The sequence below is a fragment of the Sphingobium sp. SCG-1 genome, assembly GCF_002953135.1.
In the GTDB taxonomy this organism is placed as follows: domain Bacteria; phylum Pseudomonadota; class Alphaproteobacteria; order Sphingomonadales; family Sphingomonadaceae; genus Sphingobium.
This window is the reverse complement of the sequence record NZ_CP026372.1, coordinates 792,617-816,485: the sequence shown is the minus strand read 5'-3', so window position 1 is coordinate 816,485 and position 23,869 is coordinate 792,617. Positions and strand designations below refer to the sequence as shown.

The window sequence follows — 23,869 nt, the reverse complement described above, 5'->3', positions numbered from 1 at the left end:
GACATAAACCTTTGCGATGGTCCGTGCCTCAGATCGGGACGCTTACATTGCAGTGCAGCATCTGTCACTTCATCTATGGCGCAAAATGCTTTATGGGCGGCGCTATGATTGCGGAAAGCCAGCTTTTTTGATCGTCGACCAATATGGAGCGCGCGGCCGGGTATCGCGCTATCCGATGACGCTCATCGGCTTTGCGGTGGCTGTCATGCTGTGCCTGGCGCTGTCCGCCTGGTTCGTGATGGCGCAGCGGGCTGTGCCGGATCGCCTGCCAAATCGGATCAATAATCAGCCTATCGCTACGACAGTGAGCAGTCTCGTCGTGGCGCCCGAAGCGCTACGGCCTGTTTCCACGCAGGAAGCCGAGGTGCTGAACGCGGCCATCCCGATGTCGGCCACGCCCAACCCAGCGGCGCGATCCATGTTCGTGCCGCTGGGCGACGGCACCAATTTTGTTCGTTCGCTCGATTGCCTCACGGCTGCCGTCTATTATGAGGCGGCCAGCGAGAGCCTGGACGGGCAGCGCGCCGTGGCGCAGGTCGTGTTGAATCGTACCCGGCACCCCGCGTTTCCACACAGTGTCTGCGGCGTAGTGTTTCAGGGATCGGAGCGGAGGACAGGGTGCCAGTTCACCTTTACCTGCGATGGCTCGCTTATGCGCGCGCCGTCCAAACGCGGCTGGGCGCAGGCCCGCGCGGTCGCCGATGCGGCGTTGGCCGGCTATGTCTATGGGCCAGTTGGCTGGGCGACGCATTACCACACCGATTATGTCGCGCCTTACTGGGCACCGACATTGGCCAAGGCGGCAGTGGTGGGCGCGCATATATTCTATCGCTGGCCGGGCGGCTGGGGCCGTCCGTCCGCCTTCACAGCGCGCTATGCTGGTGCGGAGCCGTTGGTCGATATGGCCGGCGGTGCGACGGGACTGAAACTTGAGGACATGCCCGCCTTTGCCGGGATGTCTGACCCGGAGGCGCAGGGAACACCCGCAGTTGCGATACCGACCATGCGCTCCGTCCTGCCGTTTGCCGCTCGCTCCGCCGCGGAGGCGAGTGCGCCGGTTGCTTCGAGCAATGCCCCTGTGACAGTCCCGTCCCCCACACGCTGGGTGATAGGTGCGCGTCCGGCCGCTGAGCCCGGTTCAGTGGCGACAACTTCTCCGGCTGCGCCTGCTACGGTTGGCGCGGCGTCAGCGCATTGATCTTCGGTCGGCTTCAGGTCCGGCATGATAAGTTGGCCAGTCGCTGACAGTTGGGATTTGAAATCATGACATTGCGGAACATGCTCCTGCTGTCGCTGGCATTCGCCCTCGCCGCCTGCGGCACTGCCGAGGCTAAGGGCAAGAGCGCGCGGTCCATCGGTCGAAGGCAGAACACGAGTTTCGGCTATACGCCAGCGCCCGCAGCCAGGCCGCGTGTCGGTATTGCCCTCCCCTTGGGCAAATGCATCAACCTGGGAGGGATGCTGGAATTCAAGCCGGAGAGCCGCGACGGACGCCTGTTGCAGGATGCCGACTTCAAAACGATCAAGGCGGCGGGCTTCCGCACAGTGCGCGTGCCGATCGTCTTTTCCGCCTACACCGCCAAGACGCCGCCGTACCAGATCGACCCCAAATTCATGGCGCGCGTTCGGCATGTCGTGGACACCGGTCTGGCCGCAGGGCTGAACGTCATGATCGACGTCCATCACTACACGGACCTGATGAAAGACCCCGAAGGGCAGAGTGATCGCTTCACGGCGATCTGGCGACAGATTGCGGAAGAGTTCAAGGATGCGCCCAAGGGACTGTGGTTCGAGTTGCTGAACGAGCCGAGCTACAAATTCTGGAATCAAGTCAGCGTCTGGGTGGTATATCGCCCTGCACTGGCGGCGATCCGCAAGACCAATCCTACGCGCCCGGTCATCATTGCGGGTAATCTGGGCAGCACCGTCGCTTCTCTTAAACCCTTGCAGATGCCTGACGATCCTTATCTGGTGCCGACTATCCACACTTACGAACCCAAGCCGTTTACGCATCAAGGCGCGGGATGGACGATCAAGCGATATGCGCGGGGGCGTGCGTTTCTCGATTCGGACCGCGCTGTGATCGACGAACAGCTTGTGGCGGTGAAAGCCTATATGGATCGCACCGGGCGCGTGCCGTTCGTTGGGGAGTTCGGTGCGGTTAACGACGAGAGCATCAAGCCTGGCCAGCGCGCTAAATATTATGGCACGGTGAGCGCCGCCTTCGCCTCGATAGGGGTGCAGAGTTGTGCATGGTCGTACACCAACGGCTTTGATTTTTATCGGAACGGTGCATGGGTTCCCGGTATGCTGAAGGCATTGAAGACCACCACCACCGTCATGCCGAAATAAACGGTAGGGTGCATCGGCTGCGGGACTGGCGGCGCTAAAGCGTGGGTAAGTAGAATTGCTTATGCGAATATCAGCCGATATGCTGCACCGCATCATCCGAATCGGAGCGAATTGCCTGTCTTCCTGCAATCCGCACAGCCAGAGAGCAGACGAGTATGACTGTAGCGGTTGCGGGTAACAACGCGTCTTTCGGCAATGTGGCCTCTGCGCGGCCTGCGGCTTCGGCGGGATATATTCCGGGCCTCGACGGGATCAGGGCAATCTGCATCACATTGGTGATGGTGGCGCATTACGGGTTCGGCAATATCGTGCCCGGCGGCTTAGGTGTGACTGCCTTCTTTTTCCTGAGCGGCTTCCTCATCACTGGCCTGCTGCTGAAAGAGCGGGACAAGCGCGGTACGGTGTCGCTCAAGAACTTCTATGCGCGGCGCTTCGTGCGATTGAGTCCCGAACTGCTGTTCCTGATCGTGTTCAGCTTATTGCTTGGCTGGTGGTACTTCCCCGTCCGGGTTTCCGACGTGGTCGTGGCCTCCACCTACACCACCAATTATTATACGATGTATGCTGAGGCATTCACCGATGCCCGTGTTCGCTGGCCGCATCTCTGGTCGCTGGCGGTGGAGGAGCATTTCTACATCACATTCCCGCTGCTGATAGCGCTGATCGGCGGGCGGACACGGTTGCTGATCGGGACGCTGGTCGCGATCTGCGTCGGGTGCCTGCTGTGGCGGCTGCATATCGTGCATTATGGCGCACCCTTTGGCTTTCATCAGTCGGGGAGCACGCTGCATCCCTACACCTATTGCGCAAGCGATGCGAGGATGGACAGCATTGCCTATGGGTGCCTCACTGCCGTGTTGTTCCATCGCTTTGCTTACAGGCTTCAGGGCACTTTGGCTTGCTGGTCGGCCATTGTCGTGGCGGGATTGCTGGTCGTGATTTCGCTGGCATTGCGCGACGCCGATTTCCGCGAAACCTATCGCTATAGCGTGCAGGGTGTTGCGATGGTCGTGCTGTTCTACGGGCTGTTCGGCGATGGCTCGGGCCTCGCGATCCGGTTTCTGGAAGTGCCGGTGATGCGTAAGATGGGCGTGCTCTCCTATGGCGCGTATCTGTGGCATCTAGAGCCTGTGAATGCCTATTATTGGTGGTCTGGCGTCAAGATGATGTCAGCCGACACTATGACGAAGCTCATCATGATCGTCGTGGGTTTCGCCTTCACTTACGCGATGGCGCAGCTTTCCTTCACGATGACGACGCCCCTGCGGAACCTGCGATCACGCTTCCATAGCTAAACGGAGTGCGGGGCGGCTACTGTGGCGGCGATGGAGCCGGTGCGACGGGCGCGGGATCAGGTGCGCAGGGGAAGGTCTGCTTCAGCGCTACGACGATGACGGATGCTGCCTGTCCTGTACGATTGCTCGGATAGGCGGAGACGAAACCCACGAAAGCCTTGCGCAGGTCGCTTTGCGATTGCCGCGCGGGGGGCAGAATTCACGGGTGTTGAGCCAGATTTCGTAAGCGCGCATCGCATCGCTCACCCCGGCGATATAGGCGAAGCAGTAGGACGTGCTGGCAGGCGAGTTTTCCGAACAGCGATCCACCAGAGCACCTGCAGACAGATAGCCGAGGTCTGGAGCGGCGTTCGCTGAATAAGGCGGACTTGCCGCTGGCGCGATCGGGGCCGGGGCAGCGGGCGGTGAAGCGGGGGCCGGTGTGGCTTGCGGAGCCGCCGCGGCCAGCATCATCAACAGGCTCGCTATCACAGCTTAGCCCATCACCGCGCCAGCCGCGCCCGCAGACAGTGCTTCCGCTGCGACCGGCGGTACTGCCGAGACATTGAGATCGAGAGGCGCTTCGGTCGAGATGATCTGCCTATCCTCGCCCTCAAGATAAAGCGCCGTCAGGACACCGGTGCGGTAGGCGCCAGTGTCAATGCCGATCCGATTGCCGCGCATCTCGACATCGGCCGATACACTATGCCCATGAACGACCATCACGCCATGATCTTTGGGATCCTCCAGGAATTCGTCGCGAATCCAGAGAAGGTCCGCCCGCTTCTGCCGCTTGATGGCAACACCCGGACGAATCCCAGCGTGGCAGAAAAGATAGTCGCCCGATCGCGCCGTGAGCGGCAGGTGCCGTATCCAGTCGACGAGGTTGGCAGGGATCACCTTAAGCAAATCCCCAACGGCGGCGCGCTGATCGTCATCGCGATGCGGCGGTTCCGCTCCGAAGCTGCGAATGGTTGCCGAACCGCCAATGCGCATCCACGCGCGCAGCATACCGGGCTCCGCGGCCAAGGCGCGCAGCATCAGTTCCTCATGATTCCCTTGCAGCACGATCAGCCTGCCGGTCGTCTGCTGAACACCATGCAGATACCGCAGGACCCCGGCGGAATCGGGACCACGGTCTACCATGTCACCCAGAATCACGATGTGGACGGAGCGCGGCGCAGGCAGCGACGCTGCATGTTTTTCGATTCGGCTCAGCAAATCCTTAAGCAGGTCAAGCCTGCCGTGGATATCGCCGATGGCGTAAATGCGTTCGCCCTCCGCAGTGGACGGCATAGAGGAACGCGCCTTGAGCAAACGACCGAAATTAAGCACCTTTACCCTCGTTTGACGGAGCCTTGCTCCTTCTTGACGTTCGTAAATTATCCGTAATGGAGACGCATTACGAGCGTTGGAATTCCACACGCCATAGCACCACCAACCTTTACTGCGTGTTAAGCAGCAGTTTGTGTTGCAGTGCAATATGAATATCGCCGTTATGGACTATGGTAGCGGCCTCATATCGCCGGTAGAGCATCCACCGACGTGAAGCACGGCCAAGCGGGGGGCCAGATTTATATGCATTCGGGGCCAATCGTAACCGTGGTAATACCGACGTTCGGTCGTGCCCAACTTCTGCGTCGCGCCATCGCCAGCGTTCTGACGCAAACCGCTATGGACTTCGAAATAATCGTCGTGGTCGATGGAGACGATCCCGCGACGTTGCAGACGCTGGGCGAAATTGCCGACCATCGCTTGCGGCATATCGTTCAACCGGTGCAGCGCGGACCAGGGGTGGCGCGGAACACCGGCGCAATTGCCGGGAAAGGACAGTGGGTCGCGTTTTTGGACGATGACGATGAGTGGTTACCGGAAAAACTGGAGCGGCAACTGGCGCTCGTGCCCCGTGACGGCAGCATTGATCCTGCAAGGGTATTGCTAGTCACCCTGACGCGCGTGATGACGCCACAGGGGCCATTCATTCGTCCGACCGAAGCATATTCCGGTGATCGGCCCTTGGACGAGTGGCTGTTCGACCGGCGGTCCTGGCTGAAAGGCGGGCAGAGCTTTTTGCAGACATCGTCGTTCATGCTGCCGCGGTCGCTGTTCGATCAGCTTCAATTTGCCGATTCGCGACTGCATGAAGACTGGGAGCTTATACTCCGTGCCGTGAAAGAGCATGGCTGCACATTGCTGACCGCGCCTTATCCGCTGGTGGTGCATTATGTCGGCGAAGCGCGGCCGTCGCTTAGCCGCAACAGTGCGTGGGAGCGCTCTCTGAAATGGGCCGACAGCGTGGGGCGCTTACTGACACCGCGCGCTTACGCCGGGTTCTGTCTCACTGTGATAGCGCAATCGGCTGCCGCTGATCGGCAATGGCAGGCGTTTATCCCCCTATTGCGGGCTGCGTTTCACAACGGCAGACCGACGTTCAAGCAGTTGTTCGCCTTTGCGCTGCTGTGGATGTTGCCCGATGATCTGCGGCGGCGCATTCGTGCTCGCGTTCAGGGCGAACGGTAGAGGTTAAAGGCTCTCCGCAAGCGCCAGATACTGCGCACCAATGGCACGCCACGAACGAACCTCAAGCGTATGCTGGAGATATTGCCCTGCACGCTCGTTCCAGGTCGCGGCAGGTATAGCCGCAAACGCTATGATTGCCTCTGCGACTGTATCAGGCGACACCGGTTGGGATATGGGGATGGACGGCATGCCCTCCGCCATCAACGTGCCAATCCCGCCTGCGGGTGACGCGATGATTGGCCTGGCATTGGACGCGGCAAGCAGTGCTACGCCGCTTTGCGAGTGGAAATCGGTATAGGGCAGAAGTAGCGCGTCGGACTCGGCGAGCAGCGCGCGTACGCCGTCGTCTTCTACATAGCCCATGCGCAAGTCGATGGCATCGGGTGCATGGGCAGCGTATTCGGCCAGCGCGGCGGCATAGTCGCGCTCCTCTCGATGTGGACCACCGGCGACGATCAGGCGGCCGGGAACGCCCTGCGCACGCGCAATGACCCCCCCTTCATGGCTTCCAATATGCCCTTGTTTCGCCGCAGCGATCCGAAGATCAGCAGGACGCCGTTCCCCGGCATCTCCGTGGGTTCCCCCATAACGAATACCCCATGCTCGATAACATGGACCGGGGTCGAGAGGCGCGGGAACGCCTGCGCCATCTTCGCCCGCGAAGGTTCGCTGAGCACGACGGTAGCCGACGCGAGCGCATAACAGGCGCCATGCGACCAACGCTCCAGCCAGTGTAGGGATGACGGCAGTTTCCAGGCATGAGGCAGCGGATCATGGACTATGAAGATGACGCATGCGCCGGTTAACCGCAGCACCGCCAAAACCGGCAGCATGACGGGCAGCACATCGGGTATTGAAACGAGATAGACGCGGATCGTGAGGCGCTTCCACAGCAGAAAGCCGGCGCTCGCCACAATCCGGCCCACACCACGCAGTCTGTTGAAACGCTTTGATTTTCCTGGCGTTTCGCGGGGTGGGCGAAGGCGTTGTAGTCCAGCGCGAGGTGTCTCGAAGCGAGTGTCTGGGCAAACGGGAGAAATAAACGTCACTGCCGCGCCATTGTCCAGCAGGCCGTTGACAAGTTCGCGCGCGAACAGCCCTGCACCGCCGGATTGCCACGCCCGAGTGTAGACGCATATTCTTTGCCCAAATGCCACTTTTCCCATGACGCAGAGATAGGCATTGAATTAGGCTCAGGCAACCGCTCTTCAATATTGGTTTTATTCTTCTGTCCTACATAACCAATATGGTTTTAGGCCTCCTACCTATCTGGAGGAGATTCGAATCATGGCTGACAATTTTGCCCCCTACCAAGACGCTGAGCATGCCCCGTCTCGCGCTCCCTATGCCGTATCGCCGCATGACAGCAACGCCCTGCCCCTCGTTCCCAAGGGTTTGTACGTTGGGATAGGCGGTGACGTAACGTTGCGCGGCATCGGGGCAAGCGCCGATGTCACATACCGCAATCTGCCCGATGCCAGCTACATAGCGGTTCGCGCCAGCCATGTTCGCGCGACGGGCACCACAGCCTCTGCTCTCATTGCGGAGGCCTGATCCATGACCCGCAGTTCCGGAAGCCTCGGCGGCCTGTCCAACGCCGCCCTTGCAAGAGCAGCCCTTGCCGCAACGACGCCGCTCGGCGCATCCATCGGCGATAGCATCGCGACCGCCGATTATAATGGGTCCGATCGCGTTACCCTGCCCCCCGCCCCCACCAACGTCCTGAAGGCGGCAAAGGGCATAATGACGTGGGCGCTGATCCTGTGCGGCCAGCGCGTGCAGATCCCAACGACGACGAACATCTGGGGCTTTCCCGGTGAAACGAGCGCCACCATCCTTGCCAACCTGCCAGCATTCCATGCGCAGATGCCGCGCAAACCGGCCTTCATGTATATCCATTGCGGCACCAACGACGTTAAGGACGGACTATCCTTCAGCGCCATCACCGGAAACTGGGAGGCGATTGCGGTGCTGAATGCGCAACGCAACTGCCGGACGATCTTCGCTCCGATCCTGCCACGGACCAGCGGCTTTTCCGCCTTGTTCAGCGCGACGCAGTTTGAAGTCATGGACCGCTGTAACCGCTGGCTGGCCAGGTTTGCAGCACGGGCGCAGGGGATGGTTGCAGTGGCGTCTGCCTGCCTTCCCGACATCACCGATCCGGCGTCCGTCGGGGCGCAGCCGCGTACGGGCTACACCTATGATGGAACGCATCCGGCAATTGCAGGTGGCTATTACGCGGGCAAGGCTGTGGCGGCTATTCTGCGCAACTGGTATCCGCCGCTCGACGTGCTGCCCAGCAATAATCTGGCATGGGCAAGTGGTCTGTCCTACGCCAATTATCTGCAGAACCCGATGATGGAGGGTGCGGGTGGCACCGTCACGACGCCATCCTCCGGCGCGATCAGCGGAACGGCGCCTACCAGTTGGTCAGCATCCATGTCCAATACGGTTGGCTTGACTGTAGCACATGCGCAAGTCGCGTCCCCTGTTACAGGACGCAGGATGCATCAGATCACGTTCGGTGGAAGTTATACGGCCAGCGGCTTCACCATGTCCACGTGGGGGCCGTTCGCTCGCCTGTTGCAGAACCCTTCGACAGCATCGCTGGCGTCTATTGGGGCCGGCGATACCATCGAAGCCCTTGTCGAATTCGAGATCGACGCCGGCAACAACTGCATCGCTTTTCCCCATTTGCAGATGCGGTGGAAGGGTCCGACCAATTACAATGCCGATCTGCAACTGCCGGACCTTGTCGGCGGGTTGCCAACCGAGGCAATCACTGGTGTGTTGCGAACTGCGCCGCATAGCTACGTCGCTGGTGAACTGCCGCTGGCGGCCGGGGAATTGACGCATAGCATGTTCGCCTATCTTCGCGCGGAGAATGGGAGCTACTCACCCTCTGCCACTATTCGCTTTGGACGCGCGGTGATCCAGAAGGTCGATCAATGACGAAGTGCAAGATACCTTCTTTCGCACCTGACCACGAGATCGCGAGCGGCATAATCAACTGCTGGGCGAAATGTAGCCGCTGCTGGACGGACAGGCTGGAAATCGCCGCCTGAATTATGTCGGCAGGTTAATAGCTTAAGCCAGTGGACGGGAACATCCCGCCCGCTGGCTCGTTCATTTGAGGAGAGGATTGAAAGGACAGGTTCATGTATCGTATAGAAAAACCGCCCCGGGCTATGTCCGGCTTGGCAACTGGTTTTCTGCTCTCCGCGACATTGTGGATAATGATAGGTACGGCCATCGCCGTAGCCACGTGATTTTCATCGTCTATTACTGAACAAGTTTGTAAATCGACAATAGCTGATCTGCGTTAGTCGTGTAACTTTTCCTTTGAAATTGGCGCAACGGACCATGTGATCGCCCGTTCATTACGATGTGACTGGCATCAATTGGTGTCCGTGGGACCACTCTATTTTTCATCCAGGAATGTCAGTCACCCGGCGAAGTCCTTGAGGAGTTGGATATGGCAAGCAAATTCGCGATCGTAACGGGTGCCTCGACAGGCATCGGTTTTGAATTGGCGCATCTGGCAGCGCAGAATGGATATGACCTGCTCGTAGTGGCGGACGAACCGCTCATTCAGTCCGCTGCTCAGGATTTTCGCCAGCATCCCGTGGACGTGCAGGCGGTCGAAGCCGATCTATCGACGATGGAGGGTGTCGACAAACTTCTCTCGGCAACAAGCGGGCGGTCCGTCGATCTGCTCTGCGCCAATGCGGGGCGTGGGCTTGGCCATGCCTTCATCGATCAGGAGGTCGCCGATTGGCGGCGCGTGGTCGATACCAACGTCACAGGCACAATATATCTTCTCCAGAAAGTCCTGCGTGAAATGGTATCGCGAGATTCAGGCAAGATACTCGTGACGGGTTCCATTGCAGGCTACATTCCCGGCTCGTTCCAGGCAGTTTATAATGGCACCAAAGCATTCATCGACAGCTTCACCGATGCTATTCGGAACGAGATCAAGGAGAGCAAAGGCGTCACTTTGACGACGCTGATGCCGGGACCGACCGAGACCGAGTTCTTCGACCGCGCGGATATGATGGACACCAAAGTCGGCACCGACGAGAAGGATGATGCCGGCAAGGTAGCCAAAGATGGCTGGGAAGCGCTGATGAGCGGCAAGGCGCATATTATTTCAGGTTGGCAGAACAAACTTCAGGTGGCAGCCGCGCATGTGGCGCCTGCGTCCATGATGGCCGAGCAGCACCGGCATATGGCGGAACCGGGCACGGCGAAGGAATGACCATCGAGAATGCGATTTCCTGTTTCGCGAAAAGACCTGATAGCAGCGCCGCCAAAATGCCGACGGCGCGGCTGCATCCAACCGAGGTGAGCGCGACCGCCACGGCCAGCCCCTCGGGAATATTCTGTAGGCCGATCCCCAGAGCCGTAGCACGGCCTGCTGCAAAATCGCCGGTGCCGAAGCTGACGCCGACCGCCGCTCCTTCAGGAAAGTTGTGGAGAGTGATCGCAACGAGGAGGAGCCAGCTTTGCCGGAACGAGGCTTCCGCCATTCCAGCCGGGCCGACACCAAGTTTGTCAAGAGGCGGAACGAGGTGATTGAGCTGCGCGAGACCCACGGCTCCACCCAATACTGCGGCGGCAATCAGCAGAGAGGCCGTCATGCGCGACAAGCCGCTATCTCTCGCCGCCTCGATGCCCGGAATGATGAGGGAGAAAAATGCCGCCGCCAGCATCACGCCCGCCGCAAAGCCAAGCAGCAGGTTCTGCTGCTGCGCATCCGGCTTGCGCAAACCGAGGATCGGGAGCGCGCCGATGACAGTCGCAAGACCCGCGAGCAGGCTTCCCAACGACCCTGCCATGACCGGCGACATTGTGGCGTCCAATCGATACCTCCTGCGCTAACAGCCAAAAGGGGAGGACACATGCGCGTCCTCCCCGGAACCAGGCCAACAGGTTTGGTTCCTTACTTAGGCGCGTTCGCTTCCGCCATTGCCGGTGCCTCATGGATGTTCGGGGCTTGGCCGAAATCCTGCTGCGTCGTCCGGCCCGCGCCCGGCCCTGCGCCCAAATCTGCGCCTGTGACAGGGTTTGCCGCCGGATCGGATTTGGTGCGCATCATCATCTTCGCGGCGACCGCAGAATCGGCAGTGCCCAGTTCCACAGTTGCCGTGCCGGCGCCGCTGTCGATCGGCATGGTCTGGGTCAGATCGTCGATCCGGGTCCACTGATCGCCAGTGTTCCATGGCCCCTGCATATCGCCATCGCCCTGCGATGTGTTGACGTAGATGTTGCCATAGGGTTCAACACCGGGAAGCTTCCCGACCGGGAAATTGTCTTCGATCGAATAAAGCGCCTTTTCGAATGACTTTTGATGCGCGACTTCACGCGTCATCAGGAAACCAAGCGCTTCCTTGATACCCGGATCGTCGGTGATGTTGATGAGACGTTCGTAAACGATCTTGGCGCGGCTTTCGGCTGCTATGTTGGACCGCAGATCGACGGTCGGTTCCGAACGGCTGTCTACGTAGGCAGCGGTCCATGGCACGCCAGCGGAGTCGATCAATGCAGGGCCGCCGCCGAACAGGATCGATTCCTTGGCGCTCGTGCCTGAGCTGCCGATGGTGCGATACAGTTCCGCCTCCTCCATCGCGCCTTCGGCAAGCTGCGCCTTTACGCCCTTGTTTAGCATCGCAACGATGGAGCCGATGACTTCGAGATGGCTCAGTTCCTCGGTCGCGATGTCGAGAAGCATATCCTTGCGGCCCGGATCGTCTTCGCCCAGTCCCTGCGTAAAGTAGCGCATCGCCGCCGCAAGCTCTCCGTCGGCGCCACCGAACTGCTCCAGCATCATCGTCGCCAGATGCGGATTGGGTTCCGATACGCGAACGGTATATTGCAGTCTTTTATTGTGCATGAACATCAGAGGAACTCCGTGTTAGGAAGGTGGAACAAGAGGAAAAGGGTTAGCGATGGCATCTCTGAGCCTCAAAAGACCTTGAAAAACTCCGCCGCACCCATGTTCTGTTGTGCTGTATGTTAGTGCTGTGACATCCTGATCGGTGTTGTGTGCGTGAATGGACCGACGGAAATTATTCGAACGCGCCGCGCGACTTGAAGAGGAGGCACGATGTGCGCCCCGCCTGGTTGACGCCCAGAGATTGTCGTTCGAGGCCGACCGTTTGCGCGCTTCTGCCGATGCCAATGCGCCTTCCGCATTCCTGCCGGTTTTCCGCAACTAGCTCCGATCCGGCACGATGATATTTCAGACCATCGAATGCTTTAGAGCGCTCACCCGATCGTGCCCCTCGCGGACGGAGCCGTAGCATCCTTCCACGATGCCGCGTGTCTCAACGGCAAGGTTGCCGTCAGCAACCGCAGCTTCGAATTTAGACTTGATATAATCTTCGCCGCGTTCGACCTCTTTAATGACCGCCTTCTCATCGCTGGCCGACAGCAGTTCCTTGAAGTTCATGAAAGCCCGGTGCGCGGACCCTGCGACGCTGCCACTGTCGGCGGGCGTTCCACCGAGCCGGCGCACCGCATCCTGAAGCTCCCTGGCAATGCGATCGCGATCGTTCGCCATTTGGCTGAACAGGGACGAGAAGCGTCCAGCGTTGCTGTCCTCGGCTGCGTCCTGGAAGCCCTTGACGCTGTCCAGCGTCGTCTTGATGAGGCTGTTGAGGACGGTGATGTCGCTTTCACTTGCCATGTCGCATATTCTCCGTGATCGAATGTAGAGGGTTAACGCCGCGAGCTACCAAATCGGTTCTCCCACCTAACGTGTTGATTAACATGCGTTACCGGATCGGGAGTTTGACGCAGCAGCCTCTTTAGATGATGGGCTTTCCGCCCGTCACGGCCACGGTCGCGCCAGAGACGTAGCTCGCCTCCTTGCTGGCAAGCATGACATAGACCGGCGCAAGTTCGACCGGCTGCGCGGGGCGCTTCATCGGCACCTGACTGCCGAATTCCTTCACCTTTTCGGCTGGCATGGTGGAGGGGATGAGCGGCGTCCATACCGGGCCCGGCGCGACGGCATTGGCGCGGATGCCCTTCTCCGCGAGCAGTTGCGCCAAGCCACCGGTAAAGTTCTGAATCGCGCCTTTGGTCGTGGCGTAAGCGAGCAGTTGCGGGCTGGGGTTGTCCGCGTTGACCGAGGCAGTGTTGATGATCGCACTGCCCTCTTGCATGTGCGGCACGGCGGCTTTGGTCAGGTAGAACATCGCGTGGATATTGGTCGCGAAGGTCTTCTGCCACTCCTCGTCGCTGATTTCACCGATATCCTCGAAACTATCCTGATGCGCCGCATTGTTGACGAGGATATCGACGCGCCCAAAGGCTTCGACCGCCTTGTCGACGATGGCGCGGCAGTGCGCAGGGTCCGAAATATCGCCGGGGACCAGCACCGACTGCTTGCCCTCCGCCTCGATCAGGCGGGCGACTTCCTGTGCGTCCTTGTCTTCATCGAGATAGGCGATGAGGACGTTCGCGCCCTCCCGTGCGAAGGCGATGGCGACAGCGCGGCCTATGCCGCTGTCGCCGCCGGTGATGATAGCGTTCTGCCCTTCCAGACGGCCCGAGCCTTTATAGCTTGCCTCGCCGTGATCGGGCACCGGGTCCATCTTGGCGGTTTCGCCCGGCATAGCCTGCGGCTGATCGGGAAAGGGCGGCTTGGGGTAATCGGGCATATCGCGCTCCTGATGTTGAAGGTCAGGAAGCGAACAGATGCTGGCTTAGGGCGTTCCCGCCGTGCCGGTAACATGCGTTAGCCGGGGGTGTCCGGCCATGCCGCGGCTAATTCATCGAGCCACAATTTCGCGGTGCCATCCGAGGGCGCGCGCCAGTCTCCGCGCGGCGAGAGGCTCCCGCCGCCCGACACCTTGGGGCCGTTGGGGATGGCGGAGCGCTTGAACTGGCTGGTCTGGAAGAAGCGGCGGAGGAACTCCTCCAGCCATTTGCGGATAACTGGCAGGTCGTAGCTGTTCCGGGCGGAAAGCTGGATGTTCGCGGGCCAGTCCCCTGCCTGCACATCGCGCCACGCGTGCCAGGCGAGGAACGCGACTTTCGAGGGCGGCAGGCCGAGGCGCATGATGTGGTGCAGGAAGAAGTCGTGAAGCTCGTAGGGTCCGATGCGATCCTGCGTGCTCTGGATCTTGCCTTCCGCATCGGCGGGCACGAGTTCGGGCGATATTTCGGTGTTCAGGACGTCCGTCAGTACCTTTGCCGTCTCCGCATCGAACTGATCGGTCTGCACGCACCAGCGGATCAGATACTGGATCAGCGTCTTGGGGACGCCGGTGTTGACGGCATAATGGCTCATCTGGTCGCCGACGCCATAGGTGCACCAGCCCAGTGCCATTTCCGAAAGGTCGCCGGTGCCGATCACGAAGCCGCCGCGCTGGTTGGCGATGCGGAACAGATAGTCGGTGCGAAGCCCCGCCTGAACATTCTCGAACGTCACATCATATACCGGCTGACCGCTGGCGAACGGATGGCCCATGTCGCCGAGCATCTGGCGAGCGGCGGGGCGGATGTCGATCTCCTGCGCCTCTATGCCGAGCGCGCGCATCAATGCCCATGCGCTGGCCTTAGTCACGTCACCCGTGGCGAAACCAGGCATGGTGATGCCGAGGATGGTGTCGCGCGGGAGGTCCATTCGATCGCAGGCCTTTGCCGCGACGATCAGCGCGTGCGTGGAGTCGAGGCCGCCGGACACACCGATGACCATGCGGGTGCCGCCGGTGGACTGGAAGCGGCGGACGAGTGCGCTCACCTGAATGTTGAACGCCTCATAGCAGTCGTCGTCCAGCCGCAGCGGGTCGCTCGGCACGAACGGGAACCGCGCGACGGGACGGCGGAAACCGATGTCCGCATATTGCGGCTCATGCGCGAACGGGACGCGGCGGAAGGCGCGTTCCGGATCACCCGCCTGCTTCATGGCATCGGAGAAGGTGCCATTGCGCATGCGTTCCAGCCGGAGCCGCTGCACGTCAACGTCGGCGGAGATGAGTTCGGGCGACACGAACCGGCTGGATTGGGCAAGCAACACGTCCTGCTCGTAGATCATCCCCTGCCCGTCCCACGCCAAGTCGGTCGTGCTTTCGCCCGGCCCGGCGGCGGAATAGACATAAGCTGCCATCGCCCGCATCGCCTGCGCGCTGCAAAGAAGGGCACGCTGCCGCGCCTTCCCCACGACAATGTTCGACGCGGAGAGATTGCACAGGATCGTCGCACCCGCCATTGCGCCGTAGCTGGAGGGCGGAATCGGCGCCCAGTAATCCTCGCAGATTTCGACGTGGAAGATGAAGTCGGCCAAGTCACTCGCCGCGAAAATCAGGTCCGTGCCGAACGGGACGGTCTGGCCCGCGAAGGAGACTTCAAGTCCGGTCTGTCCTGCCCCGGAGGCGAACCAGCGCTTCTCATAATATTCGCGGTAGTTCGGCAGGAACGTCTTGGGCACGATGCCCAGGATACGACCCTTTGCGATCACCAGCGCGCAGTTGAACAGCCGCCCTCCCCGCCGCACCGGCGCGCCAACGATCAATATGGGCGATAGCTGCTGCGTCTCGCTGCACAGCCGCACTGCCGCCGCCTCGACGCTATCGAGCAATGCCTCCTGCAACAGCAGGTCGTCGATCGCATAGGAGGAAAGCGCCAGTTCCGGGAACACCGCGAGATCAACGCCTTCCTCATGCGCCTGCCTGGCGAGAGCCAGTACTGCGTCGGCATTGGCGGGCACGTCGGCGACGCTGGCGAGCGGAGTCGCGACGGCTACGCGCACCATGCCGTGCCGATGGATCGAGAAAAATGGATGTGTCGTCATGTCAGCGCATGATGGATCATTTCGAGCGCCACGCGCAATGACGCAATTCTGACCGGTCCGCGGCCGATGTCGCCGAAATGCTCTTCGCGATGCTGGATCTCTCCGCCACGGCGCGCGCAGGCGAAATGGACAAGACCCGGTTCGTCGCCGCTGCCCGCAAAGCCCGTGATGGCCAGCGCGATGGACGCGGGGGAATTGTCCAGCGCCCCCTTTGCCATGGCGACCGCCGTTTCCCGGCTAACCGCGCCGCAGGATTCCACATCTTGCCGCGCCAATCCCAGCAATTCGCATTTCGCGTCGACGCTATAGACGACGAAGCCGCGCTCGAACGCATGGCTGCACCCTTCCACATCGGTCAGCAGTGACGCGAGCAATCCGCCGGTGCAACTCTCCGCGGTAGCAAGCGTCAGTTCATCTCGACAGGCAAGTTCCAGAACCTTCTTCGCCGCCGCTTCGATCTCAGACGGCAAGATCGGCGATAATGTTTCGGCTTTCAACGATCTCTCCCATTACGCTACGTGATATCCCGTGCGGCAGTTACTTAGTTCCGCCAACGGTCATATTTTATTGGCGTTCATGCCCTGCGCACTAGTAGGAATTGCAAACCGTTAAGGAATTAACCTAGGATTGCGAGGTGGTTGCGGTTCGAATTCCCGGTTGATGCATTATGTCCTTAGATGGATGCAATGTGCTGAAAAACACAGGCCATCCTTCCTTCCGGAGCTAATCCTTTCATCAATTGTGACACGTAGATCATGTTTTATAATGAAGTGTATTCTTCGGGCACGGGGCACCGAAGCTCAACAGGGGCTGCGGTGCTGCACAGGATATTGATTTATGTTATTTTACGCGGGGTTGTATCTGCCCAGCAGTATGGGAAACGGGGAGCGATTTATGTCGTCGCATGACACCTTATTTGCAGATGCGCGTATCCTGGTCGTGGAGGACGAGTATTTTCTCGCCAGCGACTTGGCCGAAGCAATCGGGGGCACCGGAGCTAAGGTCGTCGGACCGAGCGGCCGCCTGGCCGACGCTCGCGAACTGGCCAAAAACGAGAAACTCAACATAGCGGTTCTCGACGTTAATCTTCGGGGCGAGATGGTGTTCGACCTGCTGGACGAACTGCTCGACCGGCAGGTGCCCGTGCTGCTCGCCACGGGTTACAGCCGGTCGGCGTTGCCCGATCGATATCGATCCTGCCACTTTGTCGAAAAGCCGTACAAGATACCCGACCTGCTTTCGGAGATCGCGCGGCACCTGCAAGGCGCCGCGCCCGCCTAACCTGCGGTTGAGTGCCCGGCACCCAGGGTCTGCTCCAACTTGTGCACGGCGGCGGCGTGATGTTCGACCACTCCGGCCGTGCTTTTCGCCACAGCACTAAGCGCTTTGTCATCCCCATTGGAGGCGTAGCTTTTGTGGAGATTGAGCGCTTCCTGATGCGCCGCCGCCTGCTGGCCGATATAGACCTTATCGAATTCCTTTGCGGTGCTGTTTTCCAGATTTTCCATCATCGCCTGATGCCGCGCATCCATATGGCTGGGGATGGCGACATTCACCGGATGGCTGGCGACGAACGCGCTTAGCGCTTTTGTCGTCTTGCCATGATCCTCGATCATCTGCTGCGCGAAAGCCTTAACCTCCGGCCGGGTGCCGCGCTTCAGCGCTAGCTTGCCCGCCTCGATCTCGTACATGTCGCTGCTGGCGGCTGCGGGAATATAGTAAGTCCGCGTGAAGACATCGTTCGGGCTGGAAACGCCCTCCGGCTTCGGCCCTTCATAGGTCTTGGCGATTGTCGCGCTTCCGCTGGCAGGCCCGTTTTGTGTACTGCTCTCATTCTGCCGCGTATCCCCGCCCTGCCCGCAGGCGGATATCAGGGCGACCAGCGGTAGCAAGGTCAATGGCGCGCGCCGCATGTTCTTAATCTGATTTCGTCGTGCTGTTATCAAGAGTCTGGTTCCCTGTTGCCTGGTTATCGATGGAGTTGGAGGTCCCCGGTTGCGTTCCGGCTCCGGCTGATCCGGGCGCGCCGACGCCAGGCATCATATCGGGGGAATCCGGCTGCCCCGCACTGTTCACGGCCTGCTGTTGATTGGTTCCTGCTGGCGCTGCGGGCGGGCTGCCGCTTTCGTTTCCACATCCACCGATCAGGGATGTTACGATAAGCGCTCCGGCACATGCTGAAAATCGGATCATGGTCGCCCTCCCTTTCCGGTCGGCATCCGCGTCAAAATATTGGCGGGCGATAGAGGCGCCATAACCCATGTAAATGTCGCCACGCCCCACGCCATGCGTTTTCGCACAGGAACCAGAATGTGCCTAATCTATGTGGATGCTCCGGTGCCGCCGCCACGTCATTGAACGAGATGGCAATTTTGCGGCGCTCCTCCCTTGCGATATTCACCAGCCTCTCCTTAACCGCGGCGCACAGCGCGAAGGTGACGGACACATCGAACGGACATGCGCGCTGATGGCGGACGACTCGCGAGGAGACAGCCGTCTGCTCAGCCTCATATTGGAAAGTGCGACGGACTTCGCGATCTTCACGCTCGACGATGACGCCAAGGCGACAAGCTGGAATATAGGATCGGAGCGCCTTCTCGGCTATTCCAGCGAGGAGATGATCGGGCAGAACTCGGACGTCATCTTTACGCCTGAAGACCGCGCAAAAGACGCGCCGGAATGGGAGCGCGAACAAGCCCGGCAACATGGGCGTGTCAAGGATGAACGATGGCACATGCGCCGCGACGGCACCCGGTTCTGGGGATCGGGCCTGCTGATGCCGCTGAAGGACAGGCCCGACCAATATGTGAAGATCCTGCGCGACTTCACAGCCCAGCATAATGCAGAGCAGCAGTTGCGTGAAAGCCGGGAGCAGTTCCGCATTCTCGCGACCAGCATCCCACAACTTGTCTTTCGTACCCGGCCCGACGGAAACCGAACATGGGGCAGTCCGCAGTGGACCAGCTTCACCGGGCTGGACGACATGGAAAGCCGCGGCCTGGGTTGGCTGTACGCAGTGCATCCCGATGATCGCGACGAAACCCAGGCGCGTTGGCGCGAAGCCGTGAGCAAAGGCGAATATTATTGCGAGCATCGCGTCCTGCGTGTCGCTGACGGCACTTACCGCTGGCACCAGACTCGCGCAAAACCGGTCGATCATGGGGAGCCTGCCACGAGTGAATGGGTCGGCACGTCGACGGATATCCACGACCTGCGGATTGCGCAGGATACGCAGGCATTGCTGATGGCCGAATTGCAACATCGAACGCGCAACTTGCTCGCGGTCGTGCAGGCCGTTGCCCAGCAGATCCGGCGATCGGCTCAGACCGTGGAGGAATTCAGCGAGCAATTCTCCATCCGGTTGCGCGCACTCAGTCGCGTGCAGGGTATATTGGCGCGCAGCGACCACCACACTGCGGCCCTATCGAGCGTCATCGAAGCAGAATTGGCGGCCTATGTATCGGAGGAGGACATGCAGCGCCGCATCCGCATCCATGGGCCGGATGTAACGCTGGACGCAGGCGCTACGCAGACACTGGCGCTTGCGCTGCACGAATTGACGACCAACGCCGTCAAACATGGCGCACTCAGCAGAGACGAAGGCACGCTGGAGATCATGTGGATGGAGGAAGAGGATTCCAACGCGCCTTCGCTGTCGTTGCTTTGGGCTGAGCGCGGCGTGCCGATAAGTGGACCGCCCACCCGATCGGGATATGGCATGGAACTGGTGCAGCGCGCCCTGCCCTATCAACTCGGCGCAAAAACTATCGTTGATTTTGAACCGGATGGGCTGCGCTGCACTATACGTGTACCGTTCAATCGTCTGTTGAGAGCAAAATGATCCGTACAAATGGAAAGCCGCTAGAAGGACTCCAGATCCTGGTGGTCGAGGATGAGTATCTGATCGCCATGGACATGGACGTGACGTTGACAGGACTGGGCGCGCAGGTCGTCGGCCCTGCCCCTTCTATCGAAACGGCGCTTATCGCCATCGCAAACGACCGGCAACTCGACGTGGCCGTCATGGACATCAACTTGGGCGAAGAGAGATCCTACCCAGTCGCGGAGGTGCTGGCGGAGCGCGGCGTGCCGGTGATTTTCGTCACCGGCTACGATGATCTGGTGGTTCCAGATCCTTTCGCGTCGTTTCCGCGCCTGAACAAGCCCTTCAACCCCAACGCATTGAAGGCGCTCATCCTGGAAAGCGTCGATGATTAGCGGAACAATTGAAAACTCAGTTGGCGGCAGCGTGCTGCGCGTCGACCGGATGCGGCCGCAGGTAATGATCGTAGAACAACCCCGCCTCCCGTAAGGTCGCGATGTTCGGGATGATGAGCCACTTCGCTTTCAAATCGATGAGGCCGAACTGCCGCATTTCCTGCAAGGTGCGGTTTACGTGCACCGGGGTCAGGCCCGCAATGTCCGCCATATCCACTTGCGTCAGCGGCATGGCGCACTGGTTCGCCGTGGTCAGCGACACGGATTTCATACGGTAGAATAGCTCGCAGAACAGATGGCTGAGCTTTTCGAGCGCCGTCTTCCGACCCAGATTGATGAGCCATTCGGATCGAGCATCGGCAAGGCTCATCATCCCCGACCACAGCATCGATTCAACCAGTGGGTCGGCAGCGGCGCGTTCTTTCAATGCGCGGCAGGAATAGCGGATCGTACGGACGTTGGTGATGGTCGCCACGTGCTGGCTTGCCACCGGCGACCAGCACCAGCCTGGTTCGCAAAGGTCGCCCGGAAGAAAGATCTGCGTGATCTGCCTGCGCCCGTCGGGCAGCAGCTTGTAGCGGCACGCCCACCCTTCGACGATCAAATGGATGCTCGATTGCGCTTCGGCCTCTCGGGCAAGATATTGATGAGGTCGGAGCATGTGCGGCGTGCCGGGTCCGAATTGTGAAGCACGCTGCTGGAGTGGCGGAAGAAATTGGGTCTGGCCTGACAGTTGCATAAGTAGTTCCCTGTTGCCCCGGTCACACGTTAACCCCCGGTTTACAGTTGCTCCTGATTTATGTTTGTATGCGGCGAACTACAGGATGAAGCGGGCCAAACCAGCGACAGGCCGTTATTTCATGTGACTTAGGTGCTGACGATGCTGCTCGACGATCGGAACGGCTCCGGCGGCAGCAGTGCGAAGGGCAGGTACATCGCCTTCTTTGGAATAATTGCGGTGCAGAGCGAGAGCCATGTCATGGGCCTGACGCTGCTGCTTGACATAGGCTGCATCGAACTGCGTGCCGGACAAGCCCTGTAATTGCTCGATCATCTTCGTTTGTGCGGGCATCAGCTGCGGCGGAGGGGGAGTAATGCCGGCAGAGGATGCCGCTTTCACCAACGTCTGCGTCGTCTTGTTGTGATTGTCGATCATCATCTGCGCGAACTGCTTGACGGCCGTGCTTTTCGACTTTCCCAACGCCAGTTCGGAAGACTGAATTTCATATTTGTCGCTTGCCCCTGCCATCGCCAGATAGCCGGTTGCGCCCGTAGCCTTGGTGGGCGTGGCCGATGTCGCAGCAGGTTGTGCCGCGACGAGCGATGGAACGCTCACGCTCATCAAAAGCGCAGCCGAACAATATAAGTATTTGGAAACGTTCATGGCATTTCTCCTTAGACGATGCCGAACACGGAGAGTTACGCTGTCGTTCCAGCCCTGTCCGCCGATAATAACCTATGTTGTGAACAGTGCGGCTTGCGGGAGAACGCACCCATTCGCCGACGTTGATGGCTTGAACAAGCGCATTTCAGGAGATCGATCATGGCGGACAAGCAACCGATGCAGGCCGATGGAAAAAACACCGATTCCCGCCGGAGTGATGGCGTCAGTGACACGGACACGCATGGTAAGAAAGGCGGCAGCGAGTCGAGCGGAGGCGGATATCCCAATCCTCATCGTGGGAAAGAAGCGGAGGCTAAACCGGAATCTTTCACGGGCCATGGCGGACAGACGGAAATCGGCTATCATGGCCCCCAGCAATTAGGCGACCAGGAAATAGGAGAAGATGAGAATCCCAACGCCGCGACGAAATCAGGGAAGTAATGCCCTGCTGGGATGACATCTAAAGCCCACGTCCGGTGCTTCATCGGAGATGATCGCTATTTATTTAACATGGATTAAGAAGTTGAGGTTCCACATTAGCGTCATCCAGAGCAAAAGGCGTCGATGACGTTTTCCGCTCCCGCCCAGAAACTGGCTGCCTATGCGTCGCTGTCCGCGACGGAAGTCGGTGTGATGGGCGCGCTGTCGGAAGGACGACTACAATCCTATTCCAGAGGACGGGACATCGTATTGCAGGGCCAGTCCCTGAAAACGATGTTCATAATCGTCGAGGGATGGGCCATGCGCTACAAGACCCTGGCGGACGGTCGACGCCAGATCCTGTCCTTCCTCGTCGCGGGGGACGTTTGCGACCCCTATTGCTTCCTGCTTCACAAAGCGGATCACAGCATCGGCACCATAACCGACGTCACCACCGTGACAGTGGACCGCGGGACCATGGAGGACATCGTCCTTGCCCACCCGGGACTTGCCAAGGCGATGTGGGTGAACGCCCTCGTCACAGCGTCTATCCAGCGGGAATGGTGCGTCAGCATCGGCCAACGCACTGCGTTCGAACGGCTTAGTCACTTGTTTTGCGAGATGTATTCGCGACTGGAGGTTGTCGGGCTTGCACAGGAGGGCCGATGCGCTTTTCCGGTCAATCAATATGACCTGGCGGATGCGACCGGCATGACCGCGGTGCACGTTAACCGCGTTCTTCAGGAATTGCGTAACCGTGGCTTGATACAGCTTCAGCGCCCCGACCTGTTCATACCGGACCTTATCCGGCTGCAAACAGTTGCCCTCTTTGATCCGCTGTATCTTCATCCCAAGCCCCGAGAGTCTGACGCAAGGGAGGCCATGCATGAGCAATAGTCCGGAGGGTGCCGTTGCATCGATGAGCATCGGGCATGCCATTGTACGCAGTAACCCCTGGACATTCGAAAGCGCTGATAGTCAGACGCGCCAGCTCTTCGATCTGCCGGAAGGTGAAATAACCGGGCTTCCGCTATTCATTCCGGACTATGCGGCACCGCACAGCGACACGCCCAGCACCATCGATGTCATGGTGGCCGGCGCGACCGACGAAGATCAAGCGATACGTGCAAAGCTCCTGCCGCTCGACCGGACCAGCGGCTTGTACAGCGCTGTGTTCTTCCATCCCGCCGGGAGTGACCGCTATCCAAGGGTCGCGACAACCCCGCAGCAGGATGTGCAACACCGCATCAGCAATTGCCTTGCAGTGGTCCGCTCCATCTTCCGCAGAACGGCGCAGGCCAGCCCGGATACGGATACACTTGTGAGCCATTTCCTCGGACGACTGGACGCCTTCTCGCGCATCCAGTCGAATCTGGTTCTTTACGATACCTACGGCGTCGCGCTGGACGAACTGATCCTCGATGAATTCATGGCACATGCGATGCGTACAGGTGACCGACTGTCTGTCGAAGGTCCTTCGGTTCGGCTACGGACGCGGTCGGCCGAAACGATAAGTCTGGCGATCCATGAGCTTGCCACGAACTCCGTGAAGTTCGGCGCCTTGGGAACGGAGAACGGCCGCATAAGCGTAACGTGGCGGCGCGAATATGACGCCCGGCGCAGGCCGTTCCTTTTTCTGGAATGGCGGGAAAGCGGCGTGATTTTGCATGACAACGCACCGGAGCATCGTGGCTTTGGCACTGACATGATCGAAAACAGCATGGCTTTCGAACTTGGCGCCTCGGCCACCGTCCGCTTCCCACCGGACGGTCTCAGACTCCAAATAACGGTTCCGATTACAGATGAACTGCTCCATTCGGAAATAGAGGATGCAGAGGAAATTAGGGCAAATCCCTGACCCGTCCGCATCTTGACCGTCCGCATATCGTGCGGGAGCCG

At 59.8% G+C, this 23,869-nt stretch carries 27 protein-coding genes; 13 read left to right on the top strand and 14 right to left on the bottom strand.

Annotation, left to right across the window (positions count from 1 at the left end):
- The first annotated feature begins 127 nt into the window (after window positions 1-127).
- The 3 genes from C1T17_RS03730 to C1T17_RS03720 all read left to right on the top strand — a co-directional run bounded on the left by C1T17_RS03730 (window position 128) and on the right by C1T17_RS03720 (window position 3,647).
- Entirely contained in the window at window positions 128-1,198 is a 1,071-nt protein-coding gene (locus tag C1T17_RS03730; RefSeq protein ID WP_223262779.1) for a cell wall hydrolase, read from the top strand.
- 65 nt (window positions 1,199-1,263) lie between these two features.
- Complete coding sequence (locus C1T17_RS03725; protein WP_223262778.1) at window positions 1,264-2,352, top strand: glycoside hydrolase family 5 protein; 1,089 nt, start codon at window positions 1,264-1,266, stop codon at window positions 2,350-2,352.
- Window positions 2,353-2,507: 155 nt separating this feature from the next.
- Window positions 2,508-3,647 (top strand): acyltransferase family protein, encoded by a 1,140-nt coding sequence (locus tag C1T17_RS03720; protein WP_104952276.1) that lies wholly within the window; start codon window positions 2,508-2,510, stop codon window positions 3,645-3,647.
- Window positions 3,648-3,663: 16 nt separating this feature from the next.
- Here C1T17_RS03720 and C1T17_RS22080 read toward each other — a convergent pair whose 3' ends face one another.
- The 3 genes from C1T17_RS22080 to C1T17_RS03710 are packed head-to-tail and all read right to left on the bottom strand — an operon-like array spanning window position 3,664 to window position 4,922.
- Entirely contained in the window at window positions 3,664-3,798 is a 135-nt protein-coding gene (locus C1T17_RS22080; RefSeq protein ID WP_411269207.1) for a hypothetical protein, read from the bottom strand.
- Window positions 3,735-4,100: a hypothetical protein gene (locus C1T17_RS03715; RefSeq protein ID WP_104952275.1), complete on the bottom strand. Its 366-nt coding sequence runs from the start codon at window positions 4,098-4,100 to the stop codon at window positions 3,735-3,737. The genes C1T17_RS22080 and C1T17_RS03715 overlap by 64 nt, the downstream gene beginning before the upstream one ends.
- Before the next feature lie 21 nt (window positions 4,101-4,121).
- Window positions 4,122-4,922: a metallophosphoesterase family protein gene (locus C1T17_RS03710; protein WP_104952274.1), complete on the bottom strand. Its 801-nt coding sequence runs from the start codon at window positions 4,920-4,922 to the stop codon at window positions 4,122-4,124.
- Between the two features lie 282 nt (window positions 4,923-5,204).
- Between C1T17_RS03710 and C1T17_RS03705 the strand changes: the two genes are divergently transcribed.
- The gene (locus tag C1T17_RS03705; RefSeq protein WP_104952273.1) at window positions 5,205-6,146 is read left to right on the top strand and encodes a glycosyltransferase family 2 protein; all 942 of its coding nucleotides are present in this window, start codon (window positions 5,205-5,207) and stop codon (window positions 6,144-6,146) included.
- Window positions 6,147-6,149: 3 nt separating this feature from the next.
- Here C1T17_RS03705 and C1T17_RS21160 read toward each other — a convergent pair whose 3' ends face one another.
- Both C1T17_RS21160 and C1T17_RS03695 read right to left on the bottom strand, forming a co-directional pair.
- A complete protein-coding gene (locus tag C1T17_RS21160; protein ID WP_262982742.1) occupies window positions 6,150-6,554 on the bottom strand; it encodes a glycosyltransferase in 405 nt (134 codons plus the stop codon).
- 47 nt (window positions 6,555-6,601) lie between these two features.
- Window positions 6,602-7,312 carry a glycosyltransferase gene (locus C1T17_RS03695; protein WP_104952271.1) on the bottom strand — a complete coding sequence of 237 codons (711 nt, stop codon included), beginning with the start codon at window positions 7,310-7,312 and terminating at the stop codon, window positions 6,602-6,604.
- 121 nt (window positions 7,313-7,433) lie between these two features.
- Between C1T17_RS03695 and C1T17_RS03690 the strand changes: the two genes are divergently transcribed.
- From C1T17_RS03690 to C1T17_RS03680, 3 genes are all read left to right on the top strand, one after another.
- Window positions 7,434-7,700 (top strand): hypothetical protein, encoded by a 267-nt coding sequence (locus C1T17_RS03690; protein ID WP_104952270.1) that lies wholly within the window; start codon window positions 7,434-7,436, stop codon window positions 7,698-7,700.
- Between the two features lie 3 nt (window positions 7,701-7,703).
- Window positions 7,704-9,098 carry an SGNH/GDSL hydrolase family protein gene (locus C1T17_RS03685; protein WP_104952269.1) on the top strand — a complete coding sequence of 465 codons (1,395 nt, stop codon included), beginning with the start codon at window positions 7,704-7,706 and terminating at the stop codon, window positions 9,096-9,098.
- Between the two features lie 523 nt (window positions 9,099-9,621).
- Window positions 9,622-10,404, top strand: coding sequence for an SDR family NAD(P)-dependent oxidoreductase (locus C1T17_RS03680; RefSeq protein ID WP_104952268.1), 783 nt, complete (start codon window positions 9,622-9,624; stop codon window positions 10,402-10,404).
- On the opposite strand, the gene C1T17_RS03675 is transcribed toward C1T17_RS03680, so the two are convergent.
- From C1T17_RS03675 to C1T17_RS03650, 6 genes are all read right to left on the bottom strand, one after another.
- Entirely contained in the window at window positions 10,292-11,008 is a 717-nt protein-coding gene (locus tag C1T17_RS03675; protein ID WP_223262777.1) for a ZIP family metal transporter, read from the bottom strand. The genes C1T17_RS03680 and C1T17_RS03675 overlap by 113 nt on opposite strands.
- Before the next feature lie 80 nt (window positions 11,009-11,088).
- Window positions 11,089-12,045, bottom strand: a complete 957-nt coding sequence (locus C1T17_RS03670; protein WP_104952266.1) for a manganese catalase family protein — start codon at window positions 12,043-12,045, stop codon at window positions 11,089-11,091.
- Window positions 12,046-12,387: 342 nt separating this feature from the next.
- Window positions 12,388-12,834 (bottom strand): ferritin-like domain-containing protein, encoded by a 447-nt coding sequence (locus tag C1T17_RS03665; RefSeq protein ID WP_104952265.1) that lies wholly within the window; start codon window positions 12,832-12,834, stop codon window positions 12,388-12,390.
- A gap of 121 nt (window positions 12,835-12,955) precedes the next feature.
- Complete coding sequence (locus C1T17_RS03660) at window positions 12,956-13,813, bottom strand: SDR family oxidoreductase (RefSeq protein WP_104952264.1); 858 nt, start codon at window positions 13,811-13,813, stop codon at window positions 12,956-12,958.
- A gap of 77 nt (window positions 13,814-13,890) precedes the next feature.
- On the bottom strand, window positions 13,891-15,948 hold the full coding sequence (locus C1T17_RS03655; RefSeq protein ID WP_104952263.1) for an NAD(+) synthase: 2,058 nt from the start codon (window positions 15,946-15,948) through the stop codon (window positions 13,891-13,893).
- A complete protein-coding gene (locus C1T17_RS03650; RefSeq protein WP_223262776.1) occupies window positions 15,945-16,418 on the bottom strand; it encodes a CinA family protein in 474 nt (157 codons plus the stop codon). Before C1T17_RS03650 ends, C1T17_RS03655 begins: the two co-directional genes overlap by 4 nt.
- A 424-nt stretch (window positions 16,419-16,842) precedes the next feature.
- Between C1T17_RS03650 and C1T17_RS03645 the strand changes: the two genes are divergently transcribed.
- Window positions 16,843-17,229, top strand: a complete 387-nt coding sequence (locus C1T17_RS03645; RefSeq protein ID WP_189338480.1) for a response regulator — start codon at window positions 16,843-16,845, stop codon at window positions 17,227-17,229.
- On the opposite strand, the gene C1T17_RS03640 is transcribed toward C1T17_RS03645, so the two are convergent.
- Complete coding sequence (locus C1T17_RS03640) at window positions 17,226-17,861, bottom strand: DUF4142 domain-containing protein (protein ID WP_104952260.1); 636 nt, start codon at window positions 17,859-17,861, stop codon at window positions 17,226-17,228. The two genes, C1T17_RS03645 and C1T17_RS03640, sit on opposite strands and share 4 nt — an antisense overlap.
- Window positions 17,862-18,415: 554 nt before the next feature.
- Between C1T17_RS03640 and C1T17_RS03630 the strand changes: the two genes are divergently transcribed.
- Window positions 18,416-19,789: a sensor histidine kinase gene (locus C1T17_RS03630; protein ID WP_189338479.1), complete on the top strand. Its 1,374-nt coding sequence runs from the start codon at window positions 18,416-18,418 to the stop codon at window positions 19,787-19,789.
- Entirely contained in the window at window positions 19,786-20,166 is a 381-nt protein-coding gene (locus tag C1T17_RS03625; RefSeq protein WP_104952258.1) for a response regulator, read from the top strand. The genes C1T17_RS03630 and C1T17_RS03625 overlap by 4 nt, the downstream gene beginning before the upstream one ends.
- A gap of 16 nt (window positions 20,167-20,182) precedes the next feature.
- On the opposite strand, the gene C1T17_RS03620 is transcribed toward C1T17_RS03625, so the two are convergent.
- Together C1T17_RS03620 and C1T17_RS03615 are read right to left on the bottom strand one after the other, a co-directional pair.
- Window positions 20,183-20,827, bottom strand: coding sequence for a Crp/Fnr family transcriptional regulator (locus tag C1T17_RS03620; protein WP_104954978.1), 645 nt, complete (start codon window positions 20,825-20,827; stop codon window positions 20,183-20,185).
- Window positions 20,828-21,019: 192 nt separating this feature from the next.
- Entirely contained in the window at window positions 21,020-21,550 is a 531-nt protein-coding gene (locus tag C1T17_RS03615) for a DUF4142 domain-containing protein (protein WP_223262775.1), read from the bottom strand.
- Window positions 21,551-21,709: 159 nt separating this feature from the next.
- Here C1T17_RS03615 and C1T17_RS03610 point away from each other — a divergent pair, with 159 nt between their 5' ends.
- From C1T17_RS03610 to C1T17_RS03600, 3 genes are all read left to right on the top strand, one after another.
- Window positions 21,710-21,991 (top strand): hypothetical protein, encoded by a 282-nt coding sequence (locus tag C1T17_RS03610; RefSeq protein ID WP_104952257.1) that lies wholly within the window; start codon window positions 21,710-21,712, stop codon window positions 21,989-21,991.
- 123 nt (window positions 21,992-22,114) lie between these two features.
- The gene (locus C1T17_RS03605) at window positions 22,115-22,867 is read left to right on the top strand and encodes a Crp/Fnr family transcriptional regulator (RefSeq protein WP_104952256.1); all 753 of its coding nucleotides are present in this window, start codon (window positions 22,115-22,117) and stop codon (window positions 22,865-22,867) included.
- Window positions 22,857-23,828 carry a sensor histidine kinase gene (locus C1T17_RS03600; protein WP_104952255.1) on the top strand — a complete coding sequence of 324 codons (972 nt, stop codon included), beginning with the start codon at window positions 22,857-22,859 and terminating at the stop codon, window positions 23,826-23,828. Before C1T17_RS03605 ends, C1T17_RS03600 begins: the two co-directional genes overlap by 11 nt.
- Window positions 23,829-23,869 lie beyond the last annotated feature (41 nt).

Excerpts from the sequence above, each read along its gene's own strand:
- C1T17_RS03710 (WP_104952274.1), bottom strand. The coding sequence starts at position 4,922 with ATGCCGTCCACTGCGGAGGGCGAACGCATTTACGCCATCGGCGATATC.
- C1T17_RS03720 (WP_104952276.1), top strand. The coding sequence starts at position 2,508 with ATGACTGTAGCGGTTGCGGGTAACAACGCGTCTTTCGGCAATGTGGCC.
- C1T17_RS03725 (WP_223262778.1), top strand. The coding sequence starts at position 1,264 with ATGACATTGCGGAACATGCTCCTGCTGTCGCTGGCATTCGCCCTCGCC.
- C1T17_RS03660 (WP_104952264.1), bottom strand. The coding sequence starts at position 13,813 with ATGCCCGATTACCCCAAGCCGCCCTTTCCCGATCAGCCGCAGGCTATG.
- C1T17_RS03645 (WP_189338480.1), top strand. The coding sequence starts at position 16,843 with ATGTCGTCGCATGACACCTTATTTGCAGATGCGCGTATCCTGGTCGTG.
- C1T17_RS03690 (WP_104952270.1), top strand. The coding sequence starts at position 7,434 with ATGGCTGACAATTTTGCCCCCTACCAAGACGCTGAGCATGCCCCGTCT.
- C1T17_RS03640 (WP_104952260.1), bottom strand. The coding sequence starts at position 17,861 with ATGCGGCGCGCGCCATTGACCTTGCTACCGCTGGTCGCCCTGATATCC.
- C1T17_RS03680 (WP_104952268.1), top strand. The coding sequence starts at position 9,622 with ATGGCAAGCAAATTCGCGATCGTAACGGGTGCCTCGACAGGCATCGGT.
- C1T17_RS03625 (WP_104952258.1), top strand. The coding sequence starts at position 19,786 with ATGATCCGTACAAATGGAAAGCCGCTAGAAGGACTCCAGATCCTGGTG.
- C1T17_RS03600 (WP_104952255.1), top strand. The coding sequence starts at position 22,857 with ATGAGCAATAGTCCGGAGGGTGCCGTTGCATCGATGAGCATCGGGCAT.
- C1T17_RS03715 (WP_104952275.1), bottom strand. The coding sequence starts at position 4,100 with ATGATGCTGGCCGCGGCGGCTCCGCAAGCCACACCGGCCCCCGCTTCA.
- C1T17_RS03630 (WP_189338479.1), top strand. The coding sequence starts at position 18,416 with ATGGCGGACGACTCGCGAGGAGACAGCCGTCTGCTCAGCCTCATATTG.
- C1T17_RS03610 (WP_104952257.1), top strand. The coding sequence starts at position 21,710 with ATGGCGGACAAGCAACCGATGCAGGCCGATGGAAAAAACACCGATTCC.
- C1T17_RS03685 (WP_104952269.1), top strand. The coding sequence starts at position 7,704 with ATGACCCGCAGTTCCGGAAGCCTCGGCGGCCTGTCCAACGCCGCCCTT.
- C1T17_RS03665 (WP_104952265.1), bottom strand. The coding sequence starts at position 12,834 with ATGGCAAGTGAAAGCGACATCACCGTCCTCAACAGCCTCATCAAGACG.
- C1T17_RS03670 (WP_104952266.1), bottom strand. The coding sequence starts at position 12,045 with ATGTTCATGCACAATAAAAGACTGCAATATACCGTTCGCGTATCGGAA.
- C1T17_RS03705 (WP_104952273.1), top strand. The coding sequence starts at position 5,205 with ATGCATTCGGGGCCAATCGTAACCGTGGTAATACCGACGTTCGGTCGT.
- C1T17_RS03620 (WP_104954978.1), bottom strand. The coding sequence starts at position 20,827 with ATGCTCCGACCTCATCAATATCTTGCCCGAGAGGCCGAAGCGCAATCG.
- C1T17_RS03615 (WP_223262775.1), bottom strand. The coding sequence starts at position 21,550 with ATGAACGTTTCCAAATACTTATATTGTTCGGCTGCGCTTTTGATGAGC.
- C1T17_RS03605 (WP_104952256.1), top strand. The coding sequence starts at position 22,115 with ATGACGTTTTCCGCTCCCGCCCAGAAACTGGCTGCCTATGCGTCGCTG.
- C1T17_RS03655 (WP_104952263.1), bottom strand. The coding sequence starts at position 15,948 with ATGACGACACATCCATTTTTCTCGATCCATCGGCACGGCATGGTGCGC.
- C1T17_RS03695 (WP_104952271.1), bottom strand. The coding sequence starts at position 7,312 with ATGGGAAAAGTGGCATTTGGGCAAAGAATATGCGTCTACACTCGGGCG.